The 17882-nt window shown below is 60.5% G+C and carries 19 protein-coding genes; 6 read left to right on the forward strand and 13 right to left on the reverse strand.

All coding sequences use genetic code 11. The annotated features are described in order from the left end of the window. The first annotated feature begins 41 nt into the window (after window positions 1–41). On the forward strand, window positions 42–638 hold the full coding sequence (locus ACIPOO_RS14810; RefSeq protein ID WP_400608148.1) for a hypothetical protein: 597 nt from the start codon (window positions 42–44) through the stop codon (window positions 636–638). 85 nt (window positions 639–723) lie between these two features. Here the strand turns inward: ACIPOO_RS14810 and ACIPOO_RS14815 are convergent, their stop codons facing one another. From ACIPOO_RS14815 to ACIPOO_RS14850, 8 genes are all read right to left on the reverse strand, one after another. Beyond that, window positions 724–1269, reverse strand: a complete 546-nt coding sequence (locus ACIPOO_RS14815; RefSeq protein ID WP_400608150.1) for an NmrA family NAD(P)-binding protein — start codon at window positions 1267–1269, stop codon at window positions 724–726. Between the two features lie 66 nt (window positions 1270–1335). After that, window positions 1336–1896 carry a hypothetical protein gene (locus ACIPOO_RS14820; protein ID WP_400608152.1) on the reverse strand — a complete coding sequence of 187 codons (561 nt, stop codon included), beginning with the start codon at window positions 1894–1896 and terminating at the stop codon, window positions 1336–1338. A 236-nt stretch (window positions 1897–2132) separates the two neighbouring features. Further along, window positions 2133–4022: a pyruvate kinase gene (locus ACIPOO_RS14825; RefSeq protein WP_400608575.1), complete on the reverse strand. Its 1890-nt coding sequence runs from the start codon at window positions 4020–4022 to the stop codon at window positions 2133–2135. Continuing rightward, on the reverse strand, window positions 4009–5613 hold the full coding sequence (locus ACIPOO_RS14830) for an inorganic phosphate transporter (RefSeq protein ID WP_400608154.1): 1605 nt from the start codon (window positions 5611–5613) through the stop codon (window positions 4009–4011). Before ACIPOO_RS14830 ends, ACIPOO_RS14825 begins: the two co-directional genes overlap by 14 nt. Before the next feature lie 171 nt (window positions 5614–5784). Further along, entirely contained in the window at window positions 5785–6018 is a 234-nt protein-coding gene (locus tag ACIPOO_RS14835) for a hypothetical protein (RefSeq protein ID WP_400608156.1), read from the reverse strand. Window positions 6019–6234: 216 nt separating this feature from the next. Next, window positions 6235–7509 carry an MFS transporter gene (locus tag ACIPOO_RS14840; RefSeq protein WP_400608158.1) on the reverse strand — a complete coding sequence of 425 codons (1275 nt, stop codon included), beginning with the start codon at window positions 7507–7509 and terminating at the stop codon, window positions 6235–6237. 169 nt (window positions 7510–7678) lie between these two features. Next, on the reverse strand, window positions 7679–8461 hold the full coding sequence (locus ACIPOO_RS14845) for an aldolase (protein ID WP_274130478.1): 783 nt from the start codon (window positions 8459–8461) through the stop codon (window positions 7679–7681). 88 nt (window positions 8462–8549) lie between these two features. Next, window positions 8550–9437: a LysR family transcriptional regulator gene (locus ACIPOO_RS14850; protein WP_400608161.1), complete on the reverse strand. Its 888-nt coding sequence runs from the start codon at window positions 9435–9437 to the stop codon at window positions 8550–8552. A 258-nt stretch (window positions 9438–9695) separates the two neighbouring features. On the opposite strand from ACIPOO_RS14850, the gene ACIPOO_RS14855 reads away from it, so the two are divergent. Beyond that, the gene (locus ACIPOO_RS14855; protein WP_400608163.1) at window positions 9696–9887 is read left to right on the forward strand and encodes a hypothetical protein; all 192 of its coding nucleotides are present in this window, start codon (window positions 9696–9698) and stop codon (window positions 9885–9887) included. Between the two features lie 7 nt (window positions 9888–9894). On the opposite strand, the gene ACIPOO_RS14860 is transcribed toward ACIPOO_RS14855, so the two are convergent. Together ACIPOO_RS14860 and ACIPOO_RS14865 are read right to left on the reverse strand one after the other, a co-directional pair. After that, on the reverse strand, window positions 9895–10809 hold the full coding sequence (locus ACIPOO_RS14860) for a pyridoxal-phosphate dependent enzyme (protein ID WP_400608164.1): 915 nt from the start codon (window positions 10807–10809) through the stop codon (window positions 9895–9897). 195 nt (window positions 10810–11004) lie between these two features. Next, window positions 11005–11241, reverse strand: a complete 237-nt coding sequence (locus ACIPOO_RS14865) for a transmembrane sensor/regulator PpyR (RefSeq protein WP_400608166.1) — start codon at window positions 11239–11241, stop codon at window positions 11005–11007. A 146-nt stretch (window positions 11242–11387) separates the two neighbouring features. Here ACIPOO_RS14865 and ACIPOO_RS14870 point away from each other — a divergent pair, with 146 nt between their 5' ends. The 3 genes from ACIPOO_RS14870 to ACIPOO_RS14880 all read left to right on the forward strand — a co-directional run bounded on the left by ACIPOO_RS14870 (window position 11388) and on the right by ACIPOO_RS14880 (window position 13925). Beyond that, window positions 11388–11525 carry a hypothetical protein gene (locus ACIPOO_RS14870; RefSeq protein WP_400608168.1) on the forward strand — a complete coding sequence of 46 codons (138 nt, stop codon included), beginning with the start codon at window positions 11388–11390 and terminating at the stop codon, window positions 11523–11525. Between the two features lie 126 nt (window positions 11526–11651). Beyond that, a complete protein-coding gene (locus ACIPOO_RS14875; protein WP_400608170.1) occupies window positions 11652–12764 on the forward strand; it encodes a Gfo/Idh/MocA family protein in 1113 nt (370 codons plus the stop codon). A gap of 42 nt (window positions 12765–12806) precedes the next feature. Further along, window positions 12807–13925, forward strand: coding sequence for an alkene reductase (locus ACIPOO_RS14880; protein ID WP_400608172.1), 1119 nt, complete (start codon window positions 12807–12809; stop codon window positions 13923–13925). A 163-nt stretch (window positions 13926–14088) separates the two neighbouring features. On the opposite strand, the gene ACIPOO_RS14885 is transcribed toward ACIPOO_RS14880, so the two are convergent. From ACIPOO_RS14885 to ACIPOO_RS14895, 3 genes are all read right to left on the reverse strand, one after another. Beyond that, complete coding sequence (locus ACIPOO_RS14885) at window positions 14089–15195, reverse strand: alkene reductase (protein WP_400608174.1); 1107 nt, start codon at window positions 15193–15195, stop codon at window positions 14089–14091. Window positions 15196–15394: 199 nt separating this feature from the next. Then, entirely contained in the window at window positions 15395–16291 is an 897-nt protein-coding gene (locus ACIPOO_RS14890) for a LysR family transcriptional regulator (RefSeq protein WP_400608576.1), read from the reverse strand. Window positions 16292–16358: 67 nt separating this feature from the next. Beyond that, window positions 16359–16748, reverse strand: a complete 390-nt coding sequence (locus ACIPOO_RS14895) for a RidA family protein (protein ID WP_400608176.1) — start codon at window positions 16746–16748, stop codon at window positions 16359–16361. A 156-nt stretch (window positions 16749–16904) separates the two neighbouring features. On the opposite strand from ACIPOO_RS14895, the gene ACIPOO_RS14900 reads away from it, so the two are divergent. After that, the gene (locus ACIPOO_RS14900; protein ID WP_400608178.1) at window positions 16905–17792 is read left to right on the forward strand and encodes a LysR substrate-binding domain-containing protein; all 888 of its coding nucleotides are present in this window, start codon (window positions 16905–16907) and stop codon (window positions 17790–17792) included. Window positions 17793–17882: the final 90 nt, after the last annotated feature.

The raw sequence follows: 17882 nt of genomic DNA on the forward strand, positions 1-17882 counted from the left end.
GCTCAGTCAGCAATGCCGACATCAACACACGGAGAGTGACAATGAAACGCCTGAACGCCCTGCTCGCTGGAAGCTGCGCCGCGCTTATTGCAGCCTGTAGCAGTACGGGACCCTATCAAACACCTGAAGATCTGGCCCGTATGAAGCAGGACCTCAAGCTGGAGCATGCACCCACCGGCGTGCTTCCTCTGAAATGGTCCTATTTCGACTATGGCATTCAACAGGAAGGCGTGGACACGGTAGATGCTCTCGCGCTGGTTCAACCTGGCTTGCTCACACTCGTGGGTTATGAAAAAGGCCATTATGTCCGTCAGGCTGAGTTCGCCAGTTCTTCAACTGACTGCATGTACATTTTCAAGGGTGATGTCAGCGCCCAGCCAGTGTGGTTATTGAAAGCTGATCGCCCGGTATTCCTGACAACCGGCAACAACAGGGGACTTATCAACGTTCCCCTCCGCAAGCAATTGATCGATCAGATGACGGCCGCCGGCTTCCTTCCCCACCTTGATGCCCAGGGTATGCCCTATCAACCGACTGGCATTACCGAGCGCAAACTGGTTTTGATGACAGGCTATGGGCAGCGCGTGGAATCGATGGACCAGAATCAGGTTTACAACGTTTGCCAGAAACACAGTTAGCCGTTGAGCTTTATGCAGAACAGCGGCCAATGGTGTCGAACATCAACACCATCGGCCGTCTCACCCCTGCGAATGTGCGGCAACGTCAAACCGAGGCAGCGATTTGAGCCGCGAGCTCGCGATAGGCGTGAAGTGGACGCCCCAGCATCTCGGTCAGACGCTCCACGTCACCCTTTTCCGGAATCATGCCGTCTGTGATGAAGCGCTCGCTCATCATGCGCATGTCATAGGCCATCCAGTTGGGCATGAACTGACGCAGGTTCTGCTCAGACGCGGCAGTGTCTTCACCCGGATAGGTGATCGGACGGCCCAGTGCCTGAGTCCATAGAGCGGCAATGTCCGTGCCGGTCAGGGTGTCAGGGCCTACCAGATTGATCCGTTCCATTGGCAACGGTACAGACGACTGTTCACGACGCAACAACTCGATGGCTGCAACCTCGCCAACGTCCCGGGTATCAATCATCGCCAGGCCTTTGCTGCCCACTGGCATCGGGTAGATGCCGTGACGGGTGATTACATCCTTGATCGTGTGATCGTTATCCATGAAGTAAGCGGGACGCAGAATCGTGGCGTTGAGCCCCATGTGTTCAATCATCCGCTCGACCCCGTACTTGCCTGCGAAATGCGGCACGTTCATCCCCGCGGAAAAAAATCATCGGCCGTCGTGTAAACGAGGTATCAGCCAAAGAAGAACGCCTCAGGTGTTCTCATCAGCATTGATAAACTTCTTGCGATTGACCATCCAGGGCAACGCAGGCTGGCTGCGTATTTTCTTGTAGCGGTTTTTCGTGAACTGGTAGGTCACCAGGTCTTTGAAGTGGCGGTTTCCTTTGACCACCTCGTAGGTGATAAGAAAATAAATCAAAGGGCTGTCTGCGTCGGTCCAGGTGTGCAATGTCTGCTCAAGGGCCTTGGCAACATCTTCCACACGGCTATAGCCGATGAAGGTCTGGAAGACTGCCTGCGCAGCCTTGCTGCGCAACTTCTCGATTTCATTGATATCCGTGTGAGCGCGTTTCCACTCCCACTCAACGTAGGTCAGAACGTCTTTATCAGAGTATTGCACCACTGCATCAGTACGCCCGCCAGACTCAAAAAGCGCCCGTGCGCCAAGCAGGCTGGAGCATTGCCGAACGACCAGACCCATGTGGATTGTCCAGTTGGCACGATTGGCCAAACCTGCGGATTCATCTACGGGAAAGTCTTTGTACCAGAGGTAGTTGAATAGCGTGACGAAGTCTCTTTCAATCCGTTTCATAAAAAATTCCGTACTGTCGCGTATGTCGAGTGATCTGACCTGACATGCACCGGAAAGCGCCGCTCTAGAGCCTTGCGCTACCGGTTGCATCCGTGACTGTATCGGCGAAATTCTTCAAACTTGAGATTCGTCTCTCCATCGTTTATGGGAAGTCTCCAGTACCTGAAGTTGCAACGAGAGAACACTCCAACAGGAGCTCGCCACATGAACTCGATAAGACTCGGCAATCGCCCGCCCTAACCCACCGGCCGCAGATTCGCCACTCCCAATCTTCGCATCAGATCCACCTTCTTGCGCCGATGACTCTGCATGCGCCCAAGCACGTTATCCAGGCAGCGAATGGCTTCCTGGATATGCGGGCCCTTGTTCAGCATCACACATTCGGCGCGAGCGCCTGTGGCGGCGTCGGTCATTTCGGCGCGGGTCGGGCTGCCGGTCTTGGCCAGCGTTTCCAGCACTTGCGTGGCCCAGATGACCGGCACGTGGGCGGCCTCGCAGATGCACAGGAGTTCTTCCTGCAGCTCGGCCGTGCGTTCAAAGCCGGTTTCGATGGCCAGGTCGCCACGGGCGATCATCACGCCGAGCCTGGGCAGCTGCATGCCTGCGATCAGCAATTGGGCGAGGTTGTCGAAGGCCTGGCGGGTTTCGATCTTCAGCACGACCGCCATGTTCGACGCATCCAGGCGGGTCAGATGGGCCGCCAGTGACTCGATGTCCGCGCCGCTGTTGACGAACGACATCTGCACCCCATCGGCGTTTTTACAGGCGAACTCCAGCGCCTGGATGTCGCTGGCAGAAAGCGCCTCCAGCTTGAGATCGCTGTCGGGCAGGTTGATGCCCTTGTCGCTCTTGAGCTTCGCACCGCCAGGGGCGTGATTGATCAGGACGTGAAGCGCGTCGGGTTCGACCGTCTGGATGGTCCCGCCGATCTTGCCGTCGTCGAACCAGATCGGCTCGCCGACTTTAACGTCAGCGAACACCGAGGGCAGCGTACAGCCGATGGTTGCCGGTGCCTTGACCTGGCCTGATTGATCGAGCATTGCGCCGCGGCCGCTGCGTGCGTCCCGGGTCAGCAGCAGGGTGTCCCCTTCTTTCAGCTTGATGCTTTGCGCGGGCTTGCGCGAGACGTCGAGCACTCGTGCCGACTTCTTGCGGCCGTTGCGCTTTTTCAGGTTGAGGGTCACGCCGGGCACCAGGTAGGCAGTCTTGTCCAGCGCCGCCCAGCAACCGTTGTCGCTCACCTCGGTAATGCGCATGCGACGCCTGGACTCGCGGGCGTCGCTCAAGGCAATGACATCGCCGACAAGCAGACTGCAAAGCCATTTGCGCGGCACCTGGATGGCCTGTTGCTCTTGTGCGGGCAAGTACTCGCCATGGTGCAGCCATACCCGGGCGGGCGTGACCACGCGACCGAATACGTCACGGTTCGGCCGCAGGCGCAGTACCGCAGGCGCGGGATCGATCAGGCCGGTGCGTAGCTTGGGCCCGGCCAGGTCCATCAGCACCGCGCACGGCTTGCTCAACGCGCGCGATGCACGGTGCACGTGCTCGATCATCCGCGCCCAGTCTTGCGCGGTGTCGTGCGCACAGTTGATCCGCGCGCAGTCCATCCCGGCGTTCAACATATCCTTGACCTGCCCGTAGTCGGCGGCGGCCTCGCTGGGCAAGGTGACCATGATCCGGGTGCCACGCTCTGGAGGCTGCCCGCCGAACAACGCCTGGGTGTGGGCCTCCAGCGGTTCCTCAGCGTTGTCTTTGAGCTGTGGCGATGTGGCAGAGGGTGTCTGCGATTCGGCGCTTAACCGGTGCAGCACCTCGATGACCCGGTCCAGCGCGGTCAGCGCATCGGCTTCGCAACGCCCCAGCGACGACAGCCCGAGCCTGGACAGGGTCTGCTGCAAGGGCCTGATGTCATGGCGACGCAGTGCCAGGTAGGCGAGCAGGTTTTGCGCGCTGGCCAGGTGCACGGGATGCAGGTGCATGTCCTCGACCCGCGCCTGGGCGGCAATCATCTTGTTTCGCAGAAACAGGGTTTCACGCAGCGCGGCCTTGATGGCGTCGTCATCAAGGCTGGAGAATCCGGCGGACTGGATGGCGTTAATGGCTCGGCACTCAGAAAATGGAATGGAACAGCCAGAACAGCAGTGCCGAGAGCGCCATGGCGGCAGGCAGGGTGAACACCCACGCCAGAATCAGGTTGCGCACCGTGGCCATTTGCAGGCCGCTGCCGTTGGCGGCCATGGCGCCGGCGACGCCCGACGAGAGCACATGGGTGGTGGACACCGGCAAGCCGAACACGTCGGCGGCGCCTATGGTTGCCATGGTCACCAGTTCAGCGCTGGCACCCTGGGCGTAGGTCAGGTGCGCCTTGCCGATCCGCTCGCCAACCGTGATGACGATGCGACGCCAACCCACCAGGGTGCCAAGCCCCAGCGCGATGGCCACGGCGATCTTCACCCAGAACGGAATGAAGCGCGTGGCCGCATCGATCTGGCGTTTGAATTCGGCCACGTTGGTGCGCGTGTCCGCGGAAAAGTCATCAAGGTGCTGGGTGCCCAGCAGCCGGATGCTCTCCGAAGTCAGGAACATGTCGTTGCGCACGTTGGTCATGGCCTGGGCGGGCACCTTGGCCAGCGTCCCGTAGTTCTTCACCTCGTCGGCGATGATGCCGGTCACGGCGGCCAGCGCAGGAATCGTGTCTTCGCTGGCTTTTCGGGTGCGCACGTATTCCATCAGCGCCGTGCGCGGATCCTCCACGCGGCGCCCTTTGGCTTCGTTGGTCAGCCCCTGGTGGGTGACCTGCGCGACCGCCACAAACTGGGTGGTCTGGGTCACCGGCACTGCGCGGTCCAGCGCGTACGCCATCGGCAAGGTGCCCACCAGAATCAGCATGATCAGCCCCATGCCCTTCTGCCCATCGTTGGAGCCGTGGGCGAAGGAGACCCCGCTGCAGGTCAGGATCAACAGCCCGCGAATCCAGGGCGGTGGCGGATTCTGGCCCTTGGGCTCCTGATACAGCTCTTTCTGTTTGACCAGCAGTCTGAGGAGCAGCAGCAACCCCGCCGCGCAGACGAAACCCACCAGTGGCGACAGCAACAGCGCGTAGGCCACCTTGGACACCTGCGACCAGTCGACGCTGTCCGACGCAGAGCGGCCCTGCATCCAGGCATTGGCCAGCCCGACGCCGAGGATCGAGCCGATCAGGGTATGCGATGAAGACGCCGGCAGCCCCAGCCACCAGGTGCCCAGGTTCCAGACGATGGCGGCGATCAACAGCGCGAAGATCATCGCGAAACCGTTCGCCGAACCCACCTGGAGGATCATGTCCACAGGCAGCAGCGCAATGATGCTGAAGGCCACCGCGCCGCTTGAAGCCAGCACGCCGCTGAAGTTGCAGAAGCCCGACCACACCACCGCGATGTTCGCCGGCAGCGAGTGGGTGTAGATCACCGTCGCCACCGCGTTGGCCGTGTCGTGGAAACCGTTGACGAATTCGAAGCCCAACGCAATCACCAGCGCCAGGCACAGCAGGCCATAGGGCAGCCAGGTAGTGGCCACGGCTCCGGCGTCATCGACGTCCTGAACGATGCCCCATCCGCTAACGATCACACCGACGACCAGCAGGCCGAAGAACAGCGCCAGACTTCGCCGGCTCAGGGCATGATCGAGTTTGGGGCGTGAAAGATGGGCGGTGTCATGGGCGGCTGAATTGTTCATGTTGTTGTCTCAGCTCAGAGTGAGACTTCAACCTAGTCAGCGCAGATGACGCTTTTCTTACCAGTGGCGATATCAGGGACGATACGCCAAGACTTTAGACTAACGGGCCCAAACTCCACTCAAACGATTGGCTTGCTCTCTCCAGAGCGGACAGTGACTTCACGGACTGCTCTACTCAGCCAACAGCGCTTCGTCGACATCGATGGACGGCACTGAAACGACACACCGCTGCGCTTTTAGCCAGCTGCGCATTCTCTCGGTGTCGAAGATCTGTCCCTGCTCCATCAAGCTGAGCACCAGTGCCAGGGACATGCGATAGCGGCCGCACTCCGCGCAGCGACGCTCTTCCCAACCCTCCGTGCACTCGATGGTTTCAGCGTGGCCTGCGCAAATCAGACAACTCATGGCGCCCCCTTCTTGTTTGAGTCTGCGGGAGATGAAGTCATTGGAGGGTAACGCTCGTTCATGAGCATTCCAAGACGGGCGCCGGATCGCTGATGAGCGGCAGGATGCGAGCGCCCGAGCGAAAGCTTGATACGGAAGGGATAAGCCAAGGCCAGGAAGGTCTTCCCTGACCTATGCGTTGTCGACGCGACTGACTCTTGAATCCCTGACGTCGAATTACCTGGCCTGCTCCGCGGCGAACGGCTTGACCGTCTCTCCCTTCTTCACTTCCAGAGGCTGTGAAACGCTTTTCATCGCCCGCACGGAGATAAGCGCTATGACGCCCAACGCCATGAGATAACCGCTGATGTACAGCGGGTTGCCATTGCCGAACGCGAGCAGCGAGGTGGCCACCAGCGGGGCCAAGCCACCGCCGATTGCACCGGAGACCTGCACCCCGACCGAGATACCGGTGTAACGCACTTCGGGTTTGAACTGAGCAGCGAACAGCGCCCCCTCAGGGCCGTAGAGCAGCGAATAGACCAGACCGATCGCAATGATCATGGCAACCGTGATCCAGGCAGCGTCTTGAGTTTGCAGAAGCAGGAAAAACACCGGTGCGAAAATGATAAGTCCGACTGTTCCATAAGCGAACATTCTTCGCTGGCCCATCTTGTCGGCCAGCCACCCGCATATCGGCATGGTGAACATCGCAACTGCGGCGCCCCAGACGACGGCTGACAACACGGTCTGCTTGGGCACGAGCAACGTCTTGGTGGCGTAGGCCAGTGAGAAGGTTGCAACCGTGTAGAACCAAGTCACTTCGGCAAGTCGAGCTCCCGCGACTGCCAGCAGTTCTACCCGATGATCACGAAACACTGCCTTCAAGGGTGGAATTGACTTCGGCTCATGTTTCACCGCCACGAAATCCGGGGATTCCGAGACCTTCTCGCGGATGTACCAGCCTACCAACAGCAGCGCTGCGCTCGCCAGGAAGGGAATTCTCCAGCCCCAACTGAGCATGTCCTCTTCCGGCATTTGCGCGACCGCGCCCATGGCCAGTGAAGACAGGATGAGACCTGGCGCCACCCCGGTTTGAGGAAGGCTGCCGAACAGTCCCTTCTTTCCCTCGGGAGCATGTTCGACCGCAAGGAGCACAGCACCTCCCCACTCTCCCCCTACCGCGATGCCTTGCAGCAATCGCATGACAACGAGCAGAACCGCCGCCCAGTAACCAATGCTGTCATAGGAAGGAATCAGGCCGATCACGATGGTGGGTATGCCCATCATGAACAGCGTGATCAGCAACATGGACTTGCGCCCCAGTCGATCACCGAAATGTCCGAACACGATGCCGCCAAACGGACGTGCGAAGAACCCGACCGCGTAGGTGGCGAATGCCGCGAGGGTTCCGGTTACCGGGTCGAAATCCGGGAAGAAGATTTTGTTGAAGATCAGCGCTGCCGCTGTCCCGTACAGGAAATAGTCATACCACTCGATGGTTGTGCCCATCAGACTGGCCAGCCCGGCCGTTAGGGTCTGGGAACGTCCGGACCGCTTTGCACACTCTGCGTCTCTCATTGTTTTTGGCATTTTTCAGGCCCGCAGTTCTAGGTTTATTGTCTGACTCGTCTGCCTTGCTACCCACGCCCGGGAGCGTGGGGCACCCGTAGGTGTTCGGTCAGGTGAAGGCCGGCATGCCCGGCGCGCGGTGGGTCTGGCGGCACCAGTACTCGAAGGTGGCGCGGACGATTGAAGGCTTGAGGAGGTAGTCGTGTGCCTCTTGAGCCAGCACTGGATCGACCGGGGTAAGGTCCCCATAGGCTTTGGCACGCAGCTGCATGCGCGCTGCGCGTTCCAGATACACAGAGAGGTAGGTGGCCTCTTCGATCGAGACGCCCGCGGTCAGGTAGCCGTGGTGAGCCAGGATGATCGATTTCATTCCGCCCAAGGCTTCGGATATCAGCGTGCCTTCGTGGTCGGCGATCGGCACACCGGGCCATTCCGAGAGAAAGGCGCAATCATTGAACAAGGGAGTCATGTCCATTTGCGAAATGACCAGTGGCTGACGTGCAGCGGCCAGGGCCGAGGCCCATGGCGAGTGGGTATGGATAATCGACATCACATCGGGGCGATTTCGGTAGACCCACAGATGGAAGCGTGTGGCAGGGTTTGCCATTCCTTCGCCGGTGACAGTGTTGAGGTCCTGGTCCACCTCGATGAAGTCTTCGGCGGTAGCTTCCTCGAACCCAAGGCCAAAACGGAGGGTCCAGTAGGTATCTTCCCGCTCCGAACGGGCGGTGAGCTGCCCTGCAAGCCCGGCTTCCTGACCTGTCATGGCGAGGATGCGCGCCGCATAGGCCAGCCGCTCCTTCTGTGACATGTCCCTGGTCTTGAGCAAGCGGCCCATTTCTTCAGTGGCTCGCTGATCGAAGTATTCTTTGCTGCGAAGGCTCTGGTTCATGACTCATCTCCTGTTCTCGGGCTTTCACGGCGCAAGAATAGGGTTGGCACCAGTGCCGGTGCGATGCGGCCAGGGTTATAGCTGCTTTTCAGTACAGCCCGCGCGCAGTCTGAATTGCCATGTCGAGGAAAGCTCTCGTCATCGCCCGGGGAGCCGAGTCGGTCCTCTGGATGGCGACGACCTTCCTGGCCAATCGGGGGGAGTAATCAAGTGATCGCGCCAGACCGTATTGCGTGAGTACCCGGTCTGGAATCAGCGCCGGAAGGATGCAGGCACCTACACCTGCGGCAACCAGTTCGAGCATCGCGTCCACTGTCTCGACTTCTGCGGTGACGGTGTATGAAAAGCCACTGACGTCGAGCATCCTGCGCAATGCGTAACCCGTGGAGAACACGACCAGTCGCAACGGGGTTTCAACCAGGTTGACCGGCGACTGCAGAAGTGGATCACCTTGCCTGGCGACAATCGCCATCCTTTCGTTGAAGAGATGGGTGGAAGCCAACTCTGCCGAGGCCACTTCACTGTCGTAGACCAGTCCAAGCTGGGCTGTACCGTTTTCCACCAGTTTGACTACATCGGTCGAGCTTCTCGCCATGAAAGAAACGTTGACGTCTTCGTGGGCATGCACAAAACGCGAGACGGCCTCGCCCAGAAAGTAGTACGTCAGGGTGTGCACCGTCGCTAGACGAAGATTGCCCTGGGTCACTCCGTAATCGTCCCTCAATTGCGATACCACTGAATCAACCGACATGAAGGCGGGTCCTGCTACCGAGGCAAGTTGTGTTCCTGCATCGGTCAATACGAGGCCTCGACCGGTACGCTTGAACAGCGGCTGGCCAATGTAGGCCTCCAGGCTCGCCAACTGACGGCTCAAGCTCGGCTGCGAAATATCGAGGAACTCCGAAGCCCTGGAAATCGATCCGTGCAGTGAGATGGATAGGAAATTGCGGATCTTTTTGTCCTGTTCTTCACTCACGCTACGCCTCCTTCGCGGCTCCTGGGAAAACGACGCCCTTGATCATGACACATGGTGTCATTAATATCGACAAGTGTCTTTCCTGTCCAGAGAACACACGACCTCTCTTTACCCCTCACCTTCCACTTTCGGGAAACCTGTCATGCGAGTCCATTTCATCGTCCACGAATCGTTCGAAGCACCCGGAGCGTATGAAACCTGGGTTGTCCTCGCCAGATCGTCGAGTACAGCAACCTGGTGTACGGCTTCCAATGCCACATGGAGTTCACCCGCGAAGTCGTTGAGCTTCTGATCGCCGCCTCTGAAACGGAGCTGGCCAATCTCACCCGGCACCGCTTCGTGCAACAGCCCGCTGCGCTTCGCGCCAACGACTGGGATGAGATGAACCAGAAGCTGTATATCTTTCTGGACAAACTGGTCGCCGAGTATCAGCTAGCCAGCCTCAGCTAACCGGCAGTCACAGCCCGGCTCGCCAAGCGCCAATCTGCGCGTAGGTCGCAGTGGCCCCGCCGCAAACCACGATCAGCACGTTCTTGTACTCTTTGAGCAAGGTTGGGGTGTAACCCAGCGCCAGCGCCGCGCCACAGGCTGGCTCAACCAGAATGCGGTGGTCCGTCAGAAAGCGATCACAGGCCTCGAGAGCCTGTGCGTCGCTGATCACGACGCTTTCGACAGGGCGGGATTTGAAATATTCATAGGCTTGCCCGCAGACGCGCTTGGCCCCGAGGGAGGTGGCGACTGACGTGATGGCGTCGATTTCCACCGGCCGACCGGCAAGGGTAGCGGCGCGGAACGACGCTGCGCCTTGGGTTTCCACCGCGATGATGGGCACCTGGCCCCAGCCGTTGCGTTCCAGGCCCTCGGCAACGCCGCACAGCAATCCGCCGCCGCCCACGGACAACACGACAGCATCCGGCTTGCAGGACGTGAGGGCCACTTCATCGATCATGCTGGCATGGCCGGTCCACAGCAGCGGGTCGTCGAAGGGGTGGATAAAGGCATCACCCGCTGACAGCAGGGTGTGCGCCAGTTCATTGGCCTCCTGCCAGGAATCCCCGTGCACGATGACTTCTGCGCCTTCGAGCGCCAGCAGCTCTCTGGCCTTTTGCGATGTGGTGTTTGGCACCACCACGACAACCGACGCACCCAGCAGACGCCCGGCATACGCAACTGCCAACCCGGCATTGCCACCTGACGATGAGATGAATCGTCTTGCACCCCGGCGATAATGGGCCTCGCACGCATGCCCTACCCCGCGCAGCTTGAATGAGCCGCAGGGCTGCAAGGCGTCGAGCTTCAACAGAATGTTGCGCTTGGCCAAGGCACTCATTGGGCGGGATTCAATCAGCGGGGTCGAAATATGCAGGGGCATGGCGGCAGGGTTCCGTGTTGAATGATGGCAAGCGTAGCCTTCAGGTGAAAGGGGCGGCGCAATCGAAGCGCCAGCTCTTGAACGTACCGTCCTGTATTACGTAACGTACTTCCGTGTTGCGCTCCCATGCTTCGTATGGGCTAGCTCATGAATGCCTCAGGGTCCAACAAACCACACCGGTCACAGCCACGCCACTCAGGCATGCTGCAACCGAAGGTTATGTTGCGAAAGCAGGCGCATCACGTACCCGATCTTGAGCAGGGTTGGCCCAATAATGGTCATGGCGTGCATGCTGACCAGGACAATCAGGTTTGCATGCAGTTCGATCAGGTACGCCCCGACAATGCCGATCAGGAGCATGATTAATCCGGTCCACAAAATACGGGTCGAAAGACGCAGCACATTCCTGGGGTCAACGAAGAAATCAAACATGGCGGTTACTCCCATCCTGTTTAGGCTCGTCGTGATGACGTTGCCTGTACTCTTCGAAGAGCAGAAGTCATGCCAGAATAAATTACCATGGCACTCAACAGGTTAGTATGCTTGAGTCGTAATGACTCCATCGCAGAAAGGTCAAAATGACCGCGCTTGGTCATTTGGACCATGACTTCACCTCGCGGAGGGTTGGGGACGGCGCCGCTGTTCATAAAGAATTGCTGCTCAACCTGTTCGCCCATCAACGCAGTGAAGTGCTGCTGGTGGACGTGGCTTACTAGACGGATCGGCTGGCCATCGCCCATTGAAGCGCTTTTGTCCGCAATGATCGGATCGGCAGCCCGTTTTTCCCCATTCCCCCGCTCCCTAGACTTCAAGGCTTGTCCCTTGAATCCATGGAGTCTGTCATGCTTGCTATTACCTCTCCCATCCGAGTCGGCCTGGTCGGCATTGGCAACTGGGCCATGCACGGTCACGTTCGTGTGCTCTCGCTGTTGCCGCAATATCAAATCACTGCGGTGTACAGCCAGCGTCTGGACAGTGCCAAGGTCGCCGCTGATAAGCTCGGCATTGCCCATGTGGCCGAGTCCCTGGACGAGCTGGTCAACCACCCCGAAGTCGATCTGGTGGTGGTCCTGACGACCGCGCCGCAACATGAAGAAGCGGTGCGCGCGGCCATCGCCGCCGGGAAGAACGTCTACTGCGAGTGGCCGCTGACCACCAGCACCGCCGTCTCGCAGGAACTGGCCTGCCTGGCGAAGCAGGCCGGGGTGCGCACCCTCGTCGGCTTGCAACGCCGCCACGCGCCGCACAACCGCTACCTGCAGGATCTGCTGCAACAAGGCTATGTCGGCAAGGTGCGTTCGGTGCGCATCCACGTCAGCATGAATTACTTCCAGGCCCTGCGCCCCAACGCCCTGCGCTGGACAGTACCGGTCGAGAATTTCTCCAGCGTGATTTCAATTTATGCCGGGCATTTCCTCGACATGCTGTTCACCGCCATGGGCTGGCCGGTCAACGTCAGCGCGCTGGTGGTCAACCAGTTCGACACCGTCACCATCAAGGAAACCGGTGAGCGACTGAGCGGCACCGCGCCGGATCAACTGGTCATCGCCGGGCAACTGGAAGATGGCGCCCTGCTCTCGGTTCACGTCGAAGGCGGCAAACGCAACGGCTCGGGGGTGCAGATCGACATCACCGGCCACGAAGGCGATCTGCGCATCAGCAACGTCTCGGCGTTTGGCGACGTGGGCGATGACTATGTCATCGAGGGCGCACACGGCGATGACCTGCCCCTGCAAGTGCTGCCGATTCCGGCCAGCTACTCACGCCTGCCAGCCGCCGCGGACCTGCCCTCCTCGGTGCTCGAACTCGCTGAGCTGTATCACGTGTACGCCCAAGACCTCGCCGAAGGCACCCACGCCGCCGCAACCTTTGACGATGCCGTGCGCATGCACGCGCTTCTGGACGGCGTACTGGCGTCATCGCAAACCGGCCGCCGGACGCTGCTCGCCCTCTGAACCCTTTTCGCTGAATACCTGTTCCTTTCTGGAGATCTTCCCTTGGCCCCTTCATTGCCATTGAAACTGTTATCCAATGCGGTCGTCGGACCGTACCCACTGAGCCATCGCGTGGTGCACGCGCCCATGACCCGGCTGCGCGCAGACCGCGACGACAGCCCGAGCCAGATGATGCAACGCTACTACGAGCAACGCGCCTCCCGGGGCGGCCTGCTGATCGTCGAATCCACTCACCCTTCGCTGGACAGCCGGGGTTACCTCGGTGCGCCGGGCATCTACACCGACGCCCATCGGGACGCCTGGAAACCCATCGTCGAGGCCGTGCACGCCAAGGGCGGGGTGATATTTCTGCAACTCGGTCACGATGGCCGCCAGTCCCACAGCGACCTCAGCAACGGTAAGCCGCCGATTGCGCCGTCGGTGGTGCCGTTCGAAACCAATGCCTTCACCCAGGACGGCTGGGTGCCGGCCTCCCCTCACCGTGCTGTCGACAAGGACGAGCTGCCGGCGTTGGTCGAGAGTTATCGGCAAAGCGCGCAGCGGGCGCTCGATGCGGGCTTCGACGGCGTCGAGCTGCATAACGCCAATGGTTACCTGCTGGACACCTTCCTGCAGGACGGCACCAATAAACGCACGGATGAATACGGCGGCCCCATCGAAAACCGCGTGCGACTCCCCTTGCAGGTGCTCGACGCGCTGGTGTCGGTCTGGGGTGCGGAGCGGGTCGGCGTGCGCGTGTCGCCGAGTGGCCAGTGGGGTTCGATTTCCGACAGCAACCCGCAAGCCACTTTCGAATACTTCACGCGCCGGCTGAACGAGTACGGACTGGCGTACCTGCACGTCATCGAGCCGCGCATCAAGGGCACCGACGAAATCGAGCCTGATCGCCCGCCGGTTGCAGCGGCCTTTCTGCGACCGTTCTTCGACGGCCCGATCATCGCGGCCGGCGGCTTCGATCGCGGGGGCGCCGAAGCGATCGTGCAATCCGGCGCTGCGGACCTTGTGGCCTTCGGTCGTCACTTCAGCGCCAACCCCGACCTGCCCGAGCGCCTGCGCCACGACTGGCCCCTGACCCCTTATGTGCGGGACGCGTTCTGGGGTGGTACAGCGCAGGACTACAACGATTTTCCCGAGTACGGCGCTGAGGCAGAAGCGCGCTGAGTGACCTTGTGAACTGACTCCCCCCATCCCTCCCCTCAACGCCCGATGTTCAGCATCGGGCTTTTTATTGGGCGCTGTCTGGCCGCTGCCCGGCGCTTTTCTTTCATCCACAAAAAAGCCGACAGCGAATGATCGCTGTCGGCCCGGTGCAACCGCTGGGGTGTCAGACCACCGCGGCTTCTTCGTAGAACGGATAATCGATGTAGCCGACGTCGGTGCCGCCGAAGAAAGTCGGACGGTCGTAGGCGTTCAGCGGCAAGTGCTTACGCAGTCTGTCCGGCAGGTCAGGGTTGGCGATGAAGTGACGACCGAAGGCCACCAGATCCGCATCGCCGGCGCGGATGATCGCCTCCGCCGCTTCGCCGTCGAACCCGCCCGCCGCGATGATCACGCCAGGGAAATGCTTGCGCATCATCTGCGCGGCCACTGGGGCCGGGTCTGCGTTTTCATCTTCGACATTGCCGAGGATGCGCGGCTCGATCAGGTGCAGGTATGCCAGGTTCAGCGGCGCCAGTTGTCGAGCGACGTAGGTGAACAGGCCTTCAGGATCGGCATCGCCCATGTCGCCCCAGGTACCGCTTGGGCCAAGGCGAACGGCGACGCGGTTGGAACCCCAGACCGAAATCAGTGCGTTCGTCACTTCCAGCAGAAACCGCGCGCGGTTTTCGAACGAGCCGCCATATTGGTCGGTGCGCTTGTTGCTGTTGTCCTGAAGGAACTGGTCCACCAGATAACCGTTGGCGCCGTGCAGCTCGACGCCGTCGAAACCGGCCTTGACGCCACGCTCTGCCGCCGTACGGAAACTCTCGACCAACTCGGCGATTTCCTCGACGGTCAGCGCCCGGTTGGGTGTGTTCGGCACCCAGCCTTCCTGGGTGTAAGCGACGCCGCCATGGAGCACTTCCGATGGCCCGACTGGAATGCTGCCGTGGGGCTGCACTTCGCTGTTGGACTGACGACCAGCATGGTAGAGCTGCAGGAAGATCTTCGCGCCCTTGGCGTGCACGGCGTCGGTGACCTGTTTCCAGCCGGCGATCTGGCTGTCATCGAACAGGCCGGGGGCGCCCAGATAGCCGTTGCCGTTGGGGGCGGCGATGGTCGCCTCGCCAATCAGCAAGCCGCCTTCTGAAGCGCGCTGTGCGTAGTATTCGGCCATCAGCGGACCGGGACGTGCGCCCTCTTCGGCCCGCATGCGGGTCAGCGGCGCCAGCACGACGCGGTGGGAAAAGGTGAAAGGGCCGATGGTGACCGGGGAATGGAGCTTGGACATGATTGCCTCGTTCGGAAAAGGAATAGACGCTTGCCCGCCCGAAAGTCAGCATCGCTTTCATGGCCTGGGCACTGGCGGCCAGTACAAGGCTTTTCCCGAACCAGATAAACAGCCCAACCGTCACAACAATTCGGACTATTGGGCTGTAATCCCTCTGAATGTGCGTGGCGCGGTTGGCAATCGGCGACTCATCATCGCGTCAAGGCTGCTCCACCGTTGCGATGTGCTGCTTGAAGTAGTCGATCAACACCCGAAGCTTCGGTGTCGCATTGCGGCTCGACGGCCACAGCATCCACAACGACCCTCGGTGGTCGGTGAACTCCGGCAGCACACGCTCAAGATGGCCGTCGCGCAACGCCTGAATCGTTGAAAAGTCCGCCAGACAGGCGATGCCCAGACCTTCAAGCGCCATGTGGGTCAGCGCATCGGTGGTGGTGCAGGCGATGACCCGGCCCAGTTCCGGGTCAGTGTCGGCGTCCGGATCGCGCACCGGCCAGCGTTCAAGGGAGCCGCTGGCCGGGAATTTGTGCAGCAGGCAGGCATGGTCGCGCAGTTGATCCGGGTGGGTGGGTCGGCCACGGCGGGCCAGGTAGTCGGGCGATGCCACCAGTTCCAGCTTGTATTCCCCCAGCTTGCGCGCCATCAGCCGCGAATCCGACGGCTGGCCGGTGCGCACCACGGCATCGAAGCCTTCTTCGATCACGTCCACCATGCGGTCCGACAGGTCCACGTCCAGCTCGATCTGCGGGTAGGCCTGCATGAAACCGGTGAGCAGCGGGAAGATCAGCGTGTTCTGCAACGGCACGCTGATGCGCAACTTGCCGCGCGGCTCGTCGGCCAGTTGCGACAGCTCGATTTCCGCCTGCTCGGCCTCTTGAATGATGCGTTTGCAACGCGCCAGAAACAGCTCGCCTTCGGCGGTAAGGGTGACGCTGCGGGTGCTGCGGTGAAACAGCCGCACCCCCAGGCGCTCTTCCATGCGCGATACGCTCTTGCCGACCGCCGAAGACGAAATTTCCATCAGGCGGCCGGCCTCGGTAAAGCTGCGTGTTTCAGCGACCTGCACAAAGGCCATGATGCCACTGAGACTGTCCAGCATGAGAGCTCCCGACGGAATGGATGATCACGTCGCGCCATTCTATGCCCCTGACGGTGGCGGCACATCACTCTGCGGGTTGCACAACCGCAATGGCCTCGATTTCGATCATGGCGCGAGGGTCGTAGAGCGCCTTGATCTCGGCGATGGTATCAGCGGGATACGGGGCGGAGAAAAACCGGCGACGCAGCTCGACGACTTCATCGAAGTGCCCCATGTCCGTCACGAAGATGGTCACCTTGATGACGTTGGCGAGGGTCGAGCCACCTGCAATCAGTGCCCGGTTGAGGTTGGCGAAGGCCTGCTCACCCTGGGCGAGAAATCCACCTTCGACGATCTGCCCATCGGTGCCACTTCCGGCCTGCCCGGAGATGAACAAGAGGTTTCCAAACTTGATGCCCTGCGACAGCAGGTAGGGTTCGTAGGGATCGGGTTGGGTGATGATACGTTCGAACATGATCAACTCCAGAGTGGGAAAGATGACACGGCATGGATGAATTCAGATCACCAGATGACCGGTAGCGGCGATACTGATCTCGCACAGCCAGGCGGGCAAACGATAAGAAATCAGGTATAAGATGATCTTAAATCATCTGTCTTTTCTGGTTCGCCCATGCGTCGTTTACCGCCTCTCTCATCACTGCGCGCTTTCGAAGCGGCAGCCAGGCACGGCAGTTTCAAGCAGGCCGCTCACGAGTTGGCGGTAACGCCGACTGCGATCAGCCACCGCGTACGGGCACTTGAGGAATACACCCAGCTTCAGCTCTTTGTGCGGACCGTGCGCCAGGTCACGCTGACCGAGGCAGGCTCAGTGCTGTATCCCGTCCTGAAACAGGGCTTTGATGCATTCGAGACAGTGTTGCAGCAGCTCACCCAGGCGAGTCAGCGCAAGCGTGTCACCATCACTGCCACCCATGCGTTCACCGCAAAGTGGCTGATGCCTCGAATTTCCCGTTTTCATGCATTGCACCCTGATATTGATTTGCAGATTCAGGCCAGCGACCGGGCCATCGAGCTGACCGGCCAGACGTTCGACATCGCTTTGCGCTACGGGCGCGGCCCCTATCCCGGATTCAACGCACAGGCCATGTTGACTGACGAATATGCCCCGGTGAGCAACCCGTTACTGCAGGTCAGGGACCTGTCGGCGCTTGGCTCGGTGCCCTTGATCCACTTTGAATGGGCGAGGGAAAGTGCCGACAACCCGACCTGGCAGAAGTGGCTGGACCAGGCCGGGCTGTCGGGGACAGCGCTTCATGGACAGTTGCGCTATTCGGATGAGGGGCACGCCATCCAGGCCGCCGTGGCCGGCCAGGGTATCGCCCTGCTCAGCCTTGCATTAGTCGCCGATGAACTTGCCGCCGGGCACCTGATACAACCCTTTGGGCCTTCGATCACCGGCTATACCTACCACCTGCTGACCCAGGTGGGAAAAGAGCCCAGCGTCTGGGTGCAGGACGTGGCTGACTGGCTTAGAGGAGAGTTTGAAGCGAGTGGTTGAGGGGGTGGGCAGTAGTGATGAGCCAGACTTGCCTGCATCGGCGACCTCAAAGCCGCCCCCGCCGGCAAGCCGTGCTGCAACGGGATTGAG

Source organism: Pseudomonas sp. NPDC090201 (genome assembly GCF_044746825.1).
Classification (GTDB): Bacteria; Pseudomonadota; Gammaproteobacteria; order Pseudomonadales; family Pseudomonadaceae; genus Aquipseudomonas; species Aquipseudomonas putida_AD.